The following is a 13,174-nucleotide window of genomic DNA, read 5'->3' on the forward strand; positions in this document are numbered from 1 at the left end:
ATATTAAATTAATGTTTGTACAAAGAAAAATAATATAAAAAAATTTAAACAAAACTGAAAAATATTAACAAAAATTCATTTCACACAACATACAAAAAAACTTTACAGTATACAAACGTGAAAATACTAGCCACTAAGCTAGTATGTAATACAAATTAACTAAAAAGTCAAGTAATAATTTCTCAACCAACATAACACTAAATTCTCAAATTTAAAAATAAAATGAAATTTATAGAAATAAATTTCATATTAAAAATTATGTTAACGAACATTAAATAATTTAGTTTTTGCTAATATATATATAACTCAATCTTTATAAAATTAATTTACAAAATAATGAATTAATGTGTTACAAATAAATATTTTTATATGGATAACACAATTTATATTATACAATAAATTTGCAATATTAACTAAATTGATATACCCTAAAGAAAAGTAAGTAATATAAGCACATCAATTATCTTAAAATAAAAGTATAAAAAGATAGTTCATAACATATAAACTCAGAAAACAAAATTAGTAAACATAAAAATTTACAGCTATTTTATGTATAAAAAATCTAAACTTAAAGTAGAAAAAATACTTAAAAGTAATTTTTCTTAATACTTAAATTGTTTGTATAAAATTCCATTTAAAAAACACAATTTACCAAACAAAAAAATTATTCTCGAAATGGTGCCCGACATGAATAACAATATTATCGTCCTAAATGAAGAAAACTTTAAAAAAACAATTGAAAATACTAAACTCATTTTAGTAGATTTTTGGGCAACATGGTGTAACCCATGCAAAAGTGTTTTACTTATTCTTTCAGAAATCTATGATGAATTTTGTGAAAAATTAATATTTGCTAAATTAAATGTAGATAAAAATCCAAAAATAACTTCGCAACATAATGTGCGTAGTATTCCTACTTTAATCTTATTTCAAAATAAAAAAATTATTGATATAAAAATAGGATTATGCACTAAAGAAGAAATAAAACTTTTCATTAAAAAAAATATACGTAACTAATTCAAAATATTTATAAACATATTTGTTCAAATTTTAAAAATAAATTAACACAATAAAATACTTATTAATTCATCAAACTTTGTGTATAAAATAACCATCGTTACTTTATAAAATAAACAAAAATTTTATATAACACCCACTTCTTTTATCAAACATAATAAAATTATTATACCACTAACGTATAAATTCACAATTTTAACATTGAATTCTACGTATCAGTCTATAAAATAAAAATAATCACCGTTAATTTAAACTAACATCATAGCTATATTATATTAAAATTGGAACTATATTTTCATTCTATTTTTTATAATTTAATTTTTGAAACATATAAAATAACCTTGAAAACCATTAATCTTAGAAACATTATTATGCATCTTAGTAAATTAAAAAACACAACAGTTTCAAAATTAGTTTCTCTAGGAGAGAATATGGGATTAGACAATTTAGCTCGAATGAGAAAACAAGATATTATATTTACTATTTTGAAACAACACGCAAAAATCGGGGAGGATATCTTTGGAGATGGTGTACTAGAAATATTACAAGATGGATTTGGATTTTTACGATTTAGTGATAGCTATTATTTGGCTGGACCAGATGATATTTATGTGTCTCCTAGTCAAATTAGAAAATTTAATCTCAGAACAGGAGATACTGTTTCAGGAAAAATTAGACCTCCGAAAGATGGAGAAAGATATTTTGCACTTTTAAAAGTTAATGAAGTTAATTATGAAAAACCTGAAAACGCTAGAAATAAAATTTTATTCGAAAATTTAACCCCATTATATGCAAATTCAAGATTACGAATGGAAAGAGGGAATGGATCTACAGAAGATTTAACAGCTCGTGTTTTAGATCTCGCTTCTCCAATTGGAAGAGGACAAAGAGGATTGATTGTAGCACCTCCTAAAGCAGGAAAAACCATGTTATTACAAAATATCGCACAAAGTATTGCTCATAATCATCATGATTGTATATTAATAGTACTACTAATTGACGAAAGACCAGAAGAAGTTACAGAAATGCAACGTTTAGTAAAAGGAGAAGTAATTGCATCAACATTCGATGAATTAGCTTCAAGACACATTCAAGTTGCTGAAATGGTAATAGAAAAAGCAAAAAGACTAGTAGAACACAAAAAAGATGTTGTTATACTATTAGATTCTGTAACCAGGTTAGCTAGGGCTTACAACGCAGTTGCTCCTTCTTCAGGAAAAGTGTTAACAGGTGGAGTAGATGCTAATGCATTACATCGTCCAAAACGTTTTTTTGGAGCAGCTCGTAATATGGAGGAAGGAGGAAGTTTAACAATTATTGCCACAGCACTTATTGATACTGGATCAAAAATGGATGAAGTAATTTTTGAAGAATTCAAAGGAACTGGTAATATGGAATTACATTTATCAAGAAAAATTGCAGAAAAACGTGTATTTCCTGCTATAGATTACAACAGATCAGGTACAAGAAAAGAAGAGCTTCTTACTTCCAGAGAAGAACTACAAAAAATGTGGATATTACGAAGAATCATTCATCCAATGGGAGAAATTGATGCTATGGAATTTCTGATGAATAAATTATCTATGACAAAAACCAATTATGAATTTTTCAATATGATGAAAAAATCATAATTTAAGTTAGCATTAATACATTACAAGTATTTAATAACATATTTGTAAACAAATAAAAACAAAATTAAAAAATTTTATATCCAAATCACTTTTATGCTCAAAATTCAATTGAATTTTGGTATATCAAATTGCAAAATATTTGAATTAATTAAATAAAATTTCTTGTATTTAATTTAAATACTTAAAAATAAAATATAATTTATCATTTTATATATTTATAGATTAATAAAATTCATTAATTATATATTATAAATTCTAAAAAATCTTTTTAAAATAATATAAAATCAATTTCATTTATTTTAAAATCAAAATAACTAAATAATACTTATCTATTCAAAAAATTAAATATGATATAAAATCATATTGATAAATGTAATGCGATATATTAAAATACACGGGTATAGAATAAGAATATATTTGAATATTTAAATTTTACAATTATTAAAACTAAAAATTTACATTAAAACATTTATTTCACATAACATTTGCAAAAATTATTTTTTGATATTAGTTTTAATAAAAAACATAAAATGTTTCAATAAACATAATTGTTTTATATGTATAAAAATTATCACACAATTTTTATACGCCTATAGCTTAATGGAAAAAGCGCTATCCTCCGAAGATAGATATTCTAGGTTCAAATCCTGGTAGGCGTAATTTACTTAAATAAAAAACAAAATTAAACCATTTTAATACATAAATATATTTTATATAATAAATTACAATTATGTATACAAATCAAATCGATAAATAAATATTGGAATGTAAATTTTATTATAAAATATGGTGATTGTAGCTCAATTGGTAGAGCCCTGGATTGTGATTCCAGTTGTCGTGGGTTCAAATCCCACCAATCACCCAATTTGTATTTTTTTTATTATACAAAACAAGAATAATTAATATACAAATTATATCAAAAAACAAAAAAATTTTTCTAAAATTAATATTAAAGTGTCTCTTCTTTTAAAAGATTTTCAAAAAATCGGCGAGTGGCGTAGCTCGGTAGCGCGACTGGTTTGGGACCAGTAAGTCAGAGGTTCAAATCCTCTCTCGCCGATTCTACATTTCTATATAAAATAATTTACATAACTAAAATTTATTTCAAACTTTAAAATTTTTTACAATTTAAAATAACAATACAAATATCAAATATTAACATTTTGTAAAATTTAATACATACATTAAAATGTAACTAAAAAAATTTAAACAACATAAATATTATTAAATAATTTTACTAAATTAAATTTATTTTCATTCACTTGTAAATTATATATATAAATAATTTTACATAAAATAACTATTATAATTTTAAATTTATATAATAAATATAGAAAACATATCTATTTTAGATCTTATTAATTTACATAATCAAACTAAAAATACAATTAACTACATAAAATTTTTATAATTTACAAAATAAACATAAAATTTATAACACAAGAAATACTAAATTTATAATATAAACTTTAAAATTAAATATACAAAAATTTTATTTTAAATAATTCAATCAATTATATTAATAATATAAATTATATTTATACATATATTATATATTGATAATTTTATATTATATAAAAATTAAAAAACTTAAAAACATCTATATCATGAAAGAAACAACATTTGTAATATATGACTACGAAATGTTTGGGAAAAATCCTACTTTTGACAAACCAGCACAATTTTCTAGCATCCGTATTAATAAAAAATTCGAACAAATAGAAAAAACAAAAACATTTTTTTGTCGTTTACCTATTGACTATTTTCCAGACCCAGAAGCAGTATTAATAACAGGTATTACACCTCAAAAATCATTTTCTCAAGGAATAAAAGAATTAGATTTTGCAAAAAAAATATATCATATATTTAATACACAAAAAACATGTATTGTTGGATACAATAATATTAGTTTTGACGATGAAATTACTAGAAATATTTTCTATCGAAATTTTTACGATCCATATAGTTGGCATTACAAAAATTTTAATACCAGATGGGATCTGCTCAATATCATGCGTGCATATTATGCGATATGTCCAAAAGGAATACAATGGCCAATTAACAAATGTGGAGCTCCGAGTTTTCAATTAAAAAAAATATGTATGGCTAATAACATTAAACACAATAATCCACATGATTCAACATCCGATGTATATGCAACCTTAGAATTATTAAAATTAGCATACCAAAAACAACCAAAATTTTTTAAATATCTTTATAATTTTCGAAAAAAACAAAATTTATTTCGTATTATAAATTTTAACACTATGCAACCTCTAATATACATATCAGGAACATTGGGGAACGTAAAAAAAAATGCTACATGGATCGCTCCATTAATTTGGTATCCAGAAAACCCCAATATATTAATTTCATGTGATTTAAATGAAAACATAGAAATTTTGAAACAGTTAAATAATTTTAATACAAAAAACTTTTCTAATGAATTTTTTAACGATAATTTTTTTAAAAAAGGCATTAAGAATCCATTAAAATTAATATATATTAATAAATGTCCAATATTATTGGATAATAATATATTTAAAAATAATATTTTATATGAAAAAAATAAAAAAAATCTTATTATTGACAACAAACTTTGTACAAACAATTTCATATGGCTAAAACAAAACATATCTTTTAAAAAAAAACTACAAACATTATTTAAAAAAAATATCAGACCTTACAAAAAACATGATGATGTAGATAAACAATTATATGAAAAATTTTTCAACAAATTTGACAAACAAAATATGAATACCATTTTAAAAACTAAACCAGAAAATCTATCAAAACTAAAAATTCAATTTTCTGATAAAAGAATAAAAAAATTATTATTTCGTTATAAAGCAAGAAATTTTCCCAATATATTAAATAATAAAGAAAAATTACTTTGGTCAAAACATTGCAAAAAAAAACTTAATTCTGCAACAATCAAAAATTATGTAGATACATTAAAAAAACTACAACAAATTTACAAACTCGATATAAAAAAGAAAAAATTGCTTAACTTATTATCTGATTACTTCAAAAAAATAAATTCTCATTAACTTTAAAATATCATTTAACGATAAAAATTAAATGATTATTTTTATACAAATACAATTATTTATGCAAAACATATAATGAGAATTTAAATTATTAAAATTTATTTTTGTATTCAAATTAATTACATAAATAATTTTATTTAAAGTAAATATTTTATTTACTTTAAATAATAAGTATTTTTTCAAAAATATCACAATATGAAATGATTATTTTATTGATTTACATATATAAATTATAAATAACGTAATAAATATAATATAAACCAATTATATTCTAAAATTTATCAAATTAAACAAACATAATTTAATATTTGTTATATTTTATGTAAACTAGTATTATAAACAATAAAATAAAAAACACTTTCAATATTATATATTTTAATTATTTATACTAAATAATAAAATTTACATGTTATCATTAAAAAATAATAAATAACATATTTTACAATACAATTTATATTTATAAAAAATAAAAATAAATACATAAACATAATTTAATTATTGAAGTATTCAGTAAAACCTAATATTCAAATAAATTTACTTAAAATGATTTTTTAATTTCATAACAAATTTCACAAACATTTAAAACACATAAAATTATCATAATATATTTCGCAATAACATTAAAATTAATAATAAATATTTTAAAATACATTCATATATAATACATTTATATATATAAAATATTGCTACAATATTTAAATAATACAAAATACAAATAAAACATCATAATTAATAAAGTATTTAAAAACTGATTAACATATATACATTTCTTATAATATAAAATAAAATTTTTAAAAATCTAATACAATATTAAAAATATACAAACTTACTGTAACAGTATATATCATTTAATATAAGATAAAAATCTTCTTAAAATTTATCTGTCTCATTTTTATACATTACATATTCAATAATACAAAATAAATATGCAATAAAAACAAAATAATTACTATTTTGCATATTACGGTAAATATAATAAAAACAAATCAATAATTTATTTTACAAATAAAATTTATTAAAATAAAAACTAATAAAATATAATTTTAAATATTAAATTGTATTCAATAATCACACATATAACTATAAAAAATAATTAATTCCAATCAAAAAAAATATATAATAATCAAAAAATAAATTTTCTAACAAAAAGAATAAAATACACGAAAAGATACAAATTTCACTTATTTATATTATTTTATTAATTTTCATTATTAATTGAAATATAATAAATAACATATGTTATAAAATTAAATAAAATTTTTATAAACTAAATTATATCCATCTTCCTTGTGTTACTCGTTCATTATTCCCGTAATCCTTGATAGTTAAAATACATTTGAACATAGCACGAGATAACAAAGACCGTACTATATAACCTTGTTTATATCCATGTTCTAATATTAACCAACCTCCAGATACAAGATAATATTTAGATAAAAAACATATCTCTTCTAAATCGGCTGTTCCATTTTTAGCAGATATTAAAGAAGTACGAGGCTCAAAAAAAAGTTCTTTGTGTAATAAATAAAATTCTCTTATAGAAATATAAGGAGGATTACTAACAATTAAATCGTATAATTTATGAGAATGCAAAGATTCAAACCATCTACTACAAAAAAAATTAATATTTTTTATCCCAAATTTTGCAGCATTTTTTTTTGCAATTAACAATGCTTTCAAATTATAATCAATTGCTGTAATTTCCCACATAGGCTTCTCTATAGCTAATGCTAACGAAATTGCACCAGTGCCTGTTCCTAAATCTAATATTTTAGCATTATCTGAACTAATTACTTTTAAAACATGTGTAACTAAACATTCAGTATCACATCTTGGTATAAACGTATCACGAGATACTAATAAATTTAAAGACCAAAATTCTTGTTCACCAATAAGATAAGCTATAGGCTCTCCTTGCTCTCTTCTGCATAATAAAATTTCTAATTTAGAAAATTGTTCACGCGTCAATAATGTTTCTGAAAATGCAAAAAACTTTTCTCGACTTACTCCCACCACATAACACAATAATTTTTCAACATCGCGCATTATAGTATTTGTAGTAAAATAAGTATTTTTAAAACTTTTATTTAATCTTATATAAGAATTCTTTACCCATTGATACCAATTCATAAAATTTATAAATACAAGAATAATTAACCAAATTTTTTTTTCTGTATCATAGGATAAATTAAAGTTTCTAATTTTCCTTCGATAATTTTTTCAAGACAATACAAAGTAAGGCCTAACCTATGATCAGTAATTCTTTTTTTGGGAAAATTATAGGTTCGAATTCGATCTGACCGATCTCCTGTCCCTATAAGATTTTTCCTTTTTATAGATTCTTCTCGTTTAATACGATTTTTTTCCTTAGCGTACAACTTTGAAGAAAGCATCGATAATGCTTTAGCTTTATTTTTATGCTGAGAACGTTCATCTTGACATTCCACTACAATTCCTGTAGGCAAATGAGTAATACGAATTGCTGAATCAGTAGTATTAACATGTTGTCCTCCTGCTCCTGAAGAACGAAATGTATCAACACGTAGATCATTAAGGTGAATTTTTTTTGCCAATTTGCATGGAATTTCTGGTATAACCGCAACCGTGCAAGATGAACTATGAATACGACCTTGCGATTCAGTATCAGGAATTCTCTGCACCCTATGCCCCCCAGATTCAAATTGCAATAAATCATATGAACCTTTATCAGAAATTCTAGCAACAACCTCTTTGTATCCACCTCCTTCTCCGCATGTATTGCTAAGCATTTCTATTTTCCAACCTCTGATATATGAAAAACGACTATACATTCTAAACAACGTATTTGCAAACAAAGCTGCTTCTTTTCCCCCTGATGCGGCACGAATTTCTAAAAAACAACCATATTTTACTTTAGAATTTCGTAATGATAAAAAAAAACACAATTTTTCTTCTAATATTTTTCTATTTTCATAAAATTCTTCCAATATTTCTACAACAGAATCACGCAATTCTGAATCAAACAACATTTTCTTTGCATCAACGATATCTTTTTGACATTGATTCCATGATTGAAAACACAACATTATTTTATTGAGTTTTGCGTATTCCTTAGATAATATTTGAATTTTTTTTGAATCACACATAACATCTGGATTACTAAAAGAAATTTCTATTTCTTTGTAACGTTTTTTTAACATTTCTAATTTAGAAAACATTAATTTATCCATAATATTATATTTTAAATAATTAGAAAAACGAAAACTTTTATAAAATTATAAAAGTATAAATAATACTTAAATTATTTTGTTATTATAAACAATGTCAAATATATAAATGAACATTAATATGTTAATTTATAAAATTCAAAATTACAAAAATTAATGTTTTAAATTTTAAGTTACATAAAAATAACCTATAAAACATTCTACATACACATTACCATATATATTTACATATTCATTAAATAAGCTAATCAAAAATATTCAATTAAATATGAATTATTTACTAAATAAAACACATATTATACATAAACATATTAAAATATCCACATAAAAAAATTATTAAATATATAAAAATTATTATAAATAATTTTTTAATAAAAATCGCACTATTTAATTATTACAAAACTAAAACATAATATTTTATGAACAAAATTACAAAATATTTAATTTTAACAATTAAAATAGCAAAATTCTCTAATTTAATTTCGTTTTAATATGACAAACTAATTAATCTAAACATTATTTTGTATTCTTATATAAACAAAGTAAACTTATAAAACTATCTTCGAATTTAATATACATTGAATTTAGAATATATCTAACCAATATATTAGTTGAGGATTCTATTATGTCTGATATAAAACTTTTTTCTGGTAATGCTACACCTAATTTAGCTAAACATATCGCTAAACGTTTATATACAAACCTAAGTAATGCTATTGTTGGGTGTTTTAGCGATGGAGAGATAAATGTGCAAATTAATGAAAATGTTCGAGGTGATGATATTTTCATAATCCAATCCACTTGTGCCCCTACAAATAATAATTTGATGGAATTAGTAGTTATGATTGATGCATTAAGAAGAGCATCTGCTGGAAGAATTACAGCAGTAATTCCGTATTTTGGATATGCAAGACAAGATCGACGAGTTCGTTCCTCACGTGTTCCTATCACCGCAAAAGTAATAGCAGATTTTTTATCTAACGTAGGTGTTGATAGGGTATTAACCGTTGATTTGCACGCAGAACAAATTCAAGGATTTTTTGATGTACCAGTAGATAATGTATTTAGCAGTCCTATTTTACTAGAAGATATGTTACAAAAAAATTTAGAAAACCCAATTATCGTTTCCCCAGATATTGGGGGAGTAGTAAGAGCTCGCGCTATTGCAAAATTATTTAATGATGCTGATATGGCTATTATCGATAAAAGAAGACCCATAACTAATACATCACAAATTATGCATATTATTGGAGATGTAATAGAAAGAGATTGTATATTAATAGATGATATGATTGATACAGGAAGCACTTTATGCAATGCGGCGCAAGCTTTAAAAAAACATGGAGCTAAAAGAGTATTTGCTTATGCTACACATCCAATTTTTTCTGGAAATGCTTTTAAAAATATAAAACATTCATTCATTGATGAAGTTGTTATATGTGATACAATTCCTTTAAATTCAAAAATAAAAACTCTTTCTAACATTCGAATTTTAACTTTATCAGGAATGTTAGCGGAATCAATACGAAGAATCAACAATGAAGAATCTATTTCTTCTATGTTTGGGTACGGATATTAATAATATTTAACTCTTAATAAAATATTACTTAATTACATTAAAGTATCATTTTAAATGAATTCAATCTTTATAAATTTTTATTAAAATAATGATTTTATTTAAAATAAAATGAATACACAAAAGTTTATTTAATTTTAATAATATTTTAACCCTTTATTCACATAAAATTTATTTATGAAAACATTAAATCCCATTTACTAAACTTATAATAAATGAAATAATATGCTACTTTATACATATAAGATAATATTTAAAATTCAATTGAATTAACTTTTTCTATTTTAAACATGTAAATTTTTATAATTACTATAAAATTCATAAAATTTCACTTAAACATAAAATAATATAATTAAAACCATATGTTTAAATTAATAGTTGGAATAGGAAATCCAGGAAAAATATATAAAGAAACTAGACATAATGTTGGTAGTTGGTATGTCTTATCATTAGCTCAAAAATACCAAGTGTGTTTTAAAAAAAACAAAATTTTTCACGGATACACCTGCAACATCAAATTAAAAAATGAAAAATATGTTAAATTATTAATACCCAACACCTTTATGAATTTGTGCGGAAATTCGGTAAAAAATATAGCATCTTTTTATAAAATTAGCATAAACGATATATTAATTGCACATGATGATTTAAATCTTATCCCTGGAAATATTCGGATAAAATTGGGTGGAGATCACCATGGACATAATGGAATAAAAAGTATAATTAGTGCTTTAAAAAACCATGCAAATTTCTATCGTCTACGTATAGGAATAGGAAATCCAGGAAAAAATAAAGCAAAAAATTTTGTTCTCAATAAACCAACAGATAACGAGAAAAAACTTATTAATATGGCTATTAATAAAGCGATACAGTGTACAAAAATTTTAATTATTCAAAAAAATATTACACATGCAATGAATAATTTGCATAAAAAACAAATTCTTAATTTTTAAATAAACTCTAAATTTATATCAATAATATATTCGTTAAAACTACAATATACAGAATGTATAACTTTTAATTTAAAACAATACTATAAATCATTTATATTAATAAATACATAAATAATATTAATTATTACAATAAAGATTAAGTTTTCATATACAAAACTTTAGTAAAATTATTTAATATATTTTAATAACTAAGACATAAGTTTTAAAAATTGAAATAAAATTTCATAAATTTTCGACAAAATCTATAATATTAACTTGTATTAAATTATATTAAATTTAAGTTCAAAAAATCTTGATAAAAATTAAATTTCTATAAATTAAAATTTAAAATTTTATTTACCAATACAAAAAGTAGAAAAAATTTTTTTTATTAAATCATCTGAACTAAATTTTCCCGTAATTTCATCCAATGCTATTTGAGCTAAACGTAATTCTTCTGCAACCAACTCATTATATGAATTATCTCTAAAATACTTTTTACTCTTAATCAAATGATCTTTTGCAGAATACAAAGCATTCAAATGTCTTTCTCGAGCCAATAATTTCCCTTCTGTTCCAACACTATTATTGATACAACATTGCATTAAATATTCTTGCAATAAAGAAATCCCTTGATCAAATTTAATAGAAAGAGTAATTATAGTATAGCGACTTATTTTATTTTTTTTTGGAAATTCCCCGACCAAATCTGACTTATTACGAATAATTGTAGTTGGTATTTCTTTTGGAATTTGAGAAAAAAAACCAATATTTGATATATCAGAAATATTCGATATAACAAATTTAGCATCTATCATAAATAATATATGATCTGCATTTTTCATTTCAAAAAAAGTACGTTGTATACCAATTCGTTCTATTTCATTTTTAACATTATCATTAAATCCAGCAGTATCAATAATATTGAAAGATATTCCATTTAAATAAATTTTATAACGTAAAATATCACGAGTAGTTCCCACAATTTTAGAAACAATAGCTACTTCTTTTTTGATTAATTTATTTAATAAACTAGATTTTCCAACATTTGATTCCCCGACAATAACAAAATTCATCCCAGAATAAGAACGATTACTTTTATGTGCTTCAACACATACTTTTTCAAGTTTGACTAAAATATCGTCTAAATGTGATTTCATAATATCTTCAGAAAATCCAGTAAAATTTTCATTTGGAAAATTTAAAATTCCTTCAATATAAACTCTAATTTTAATTAAATCTTCCACTAATTTATTAATAATAGTTGAAAATGTACCTTGCATAGAAGACATAGCTAAACTAGCAGAATAAGCAGAATCAGCATTAATAAAATCAAAAATAGCTTCTGCTTGAATCAAATCCAACTTTTTATTATAAAAAGCTCGTTCAGAAAATTCCCCCGGACGTGCCATTCGCACACCAGGAAACGAAATTACTCGTTTTAATAAAATGTTTAATATCACTGGATTGCCATGTCCTTGTAATTCTAAAACATCCTCACCTGTAAAAGAAAAAGGAGAAGAAAAAAATAATGCTATACCTTTATCTAAAACTTTTTTTTTTTCATCAAAAAAAGATAAATACTTTGCTTTGTTAGGAAAAAGAGATTCTTTCAATATTTTAGGAATAATTACAGGAACCACCAATGAACCAGAAATACGTATAACACCTATTCCTCCGCATCCTAAAGGCGTAGAAATTGCTGCAATAGTATCAAAATTTTTTGTGCATTTCATAATATCACCGAAAAATCATAAAATAT

Annotated in this window: 8 protein-coding genes and 3 tRNA genes; 8 read left to right on the top strand and 3 right to left on the bottom strand. The window is 22.6% G+C overall.

Translation table 11 applies throughout. The annotated features are described in order from the left end of the window. Positions 1 to 687: 687 nt before the first annotated feature. The 6 genes from trxA to sbcB all read left to right on the top strand — a co-directional run bounded on the left by trxA (position 688) and on the right by sbcB (position 5,698). A complete protein-coding gene (trxA, locus tag WEOB_RS01430) occupies positions 688 to 1,017 on the top strand; it encodes a thioredoxin (protein ID WP_281263776.1) in 330 nt (109 codons plus the stop codon). Positions 1,018 to 1,388: 371 nt separating this feature from the next. Beyond that, positions 1,389 to 2,648 (top strand): transcription termination factor Rho, encoded by a 1,260-nt coding sequence (gene rho, locus WEOB_RS01435; RefSeq protein ID WP_281264076.1) that lies wholly within the window; start codon positions 1,389 to 1,391, stop codon positions 2,646 to 2,648. A 586-nt stretch (positions 2,649 to 3,234) separates the two neighbouring features. After that, positions 3,235 to 3,307: transfer RNA gene (locus WEOB_RS01440), tRNA-Arg, on the top strand. Between the two features lie 130 nt (positions 3,308 to 3,437). Then, positions 3,438 to 3,510: transfer RNA gene (locus tag WEOB_RS01445), tRNA-His, on the top strand. Between the two features lie 124 nt (positions 3,511 to 3,634). Further along, a tRNA-Pro gene (locus WEOB_RS01450) sits at positions 3,635 to 3,708 on the top strand. 547 nt (positions 3,709 to 4,255) lie between these two features. Next, positions 4,256 to 5,698 carry an exodeoxyribonuclease I gene (gene sbcB, locus WEOB_RS01455; protein WP_281263777.1) on the top strand — a complete coding sequence of 481 codons (1,443 nt, stop codon included), beginning with the start codon at positions 4,256 to 4,258 and terminating at the stop codon, positions 5,696 to 5,698. Between the two features lie 1,272 nt (positions 5,699 to 6,970). Here sbcB and prmC read toward each other — a convergent pair. Next, on the bottom strand, positions 6,971 to 7,828 hold the full coding sequence (gene prmC, locus WEOB_RS01460) for a peptide chain release factor N(5)-glutamine methyltransferase (protein WP_281263778.1): 858 nt from the start codon (positions 7,826 to 7,828) through the stop codon (positions 6,971 to 6,973). 23 nt (positions 7,829 to 7,851) lie between these two features. Then, entirely contained in the window at positions 7,852 to 8,907 is a 1,056-nt protein-coding gene (prfA, locus tag WEOB_RS01465; RefSeq protein ID WP_281263779.1) for a peptide chain release factor 1, read from the bottom strand. Positions 8,908 to 9,529: 622 nt separating this feature from the next. Between prfA and WEOB_RS01470 the strand changes: the two genes are divergently transcribed. Both WEOB_RS01470 and pth read left to right on the top strand, forming a co-directional pair. Beyond that, entirely contained in the window at positions 9,530 to 10,483 is a 954-nt protein-coding gene (locus tag WEOB_RS01470) for a ribose-phosphate pyrophosphokinase (protein ID WP_281263780.1), read from the top strand. Between the two features lie 359 nt (positions 10,484 to 10,842). Next, positions 10,843 to 11,433, top strand: coding sequence for an aminoacyl-tRNA hydrolase (pth, locus tag WEOB_RS01475; RefSeq protein ID WP_281263781.1), 591 nt, complete (start codon positions 10,843 to 10,845; stop codon positions 11,431 to 11,433). A 332-nt stretch (positions 11,434 to 11,765) separates the two neighbouring features. Here pth and mnmE read toward each other — a convergent pair whose 3' ends face one another. Continuing rightward, positions 11,766 to 13,148, bottom strand: coding sequence for a tRNA uridine-5-carboxymethylaminomethyl(34) synthesis GTPase MnmE (mnmE, locus tag WEOB_RS01480; RefSeq protein ID WP_281263782.1), 1,383 nt, complete (start codon positions 13,146 to 13,148; stop codon positions 11,766 to 11,768). Between the last annotated feature and the right edge of the window lie 26 nt (positions 13,149 to 13,174).

Origin of the sequence: Candidatus Westeberhardia cardiocondylae, assembly GCA_001242845.1 — a bacterium.
GTDB classification, from domain to species: Bacteria; Pseudomonadota; Gammaproteobacteria; order Enterobacterales; family Enterobacteriaceae; genus Westeberhardia; species Westeberhardia cardiocondylae.

Bases quoted from the DNA above. Each gene is read 5' to 3' on its own strand.
- prmC (WP_281263778.1), bottom strand. From the start codon at position 7,828: ATGAATTGGTATCAATGGGTAAAGAATTCTTATATAAGATTAAATAAA.
- pth (WP_281263781.1), top strand. From the start codon at position 10,843: ATGTTTAAATTAATAGTTGGAATAGGAAATCCAGGAAAAATATATAAA.
- WEOB_RS01470 (WP_281263780.1), top strand. From the start codon at position 9,530: ATGTCTGATATAAAACTTTTTTCTGGTAATGCTACACCTAATTTAGCT.
- trxA (WP_281263776.1), top strand. From the start codon at position 688: ATGAATAACAATATTATCGTCCTAAATGAAGAAAACTTTAAAAAAACA.
- prfA (WP_281263779.1), bottom strand. From the start codon at position 8,907: ATGGATAAATTAATGTTTTCTAAATTAGAAATGTTAAAAAAACGTTAC.
- rho (WP_281264076.1), top strand. From the start codon at position 1,389: ATGCATCTTAGTAAATTAAAAAACACAACAGTTTCAAAATTAGTTTCT.
- sbcB (WP_281263777.1), top strand. From the start codon at position 4,256: ATGAAAGAAACAACATTTGTAATATATGACTACGAAATGTTTGGGAAA.
- mnmE (WP_281263782.1), bottom strand. From the start codon at position 13,148: ATGAAATGCACAAAAAATTTTGATACTATTGCAGCAATTTCTACGCCT.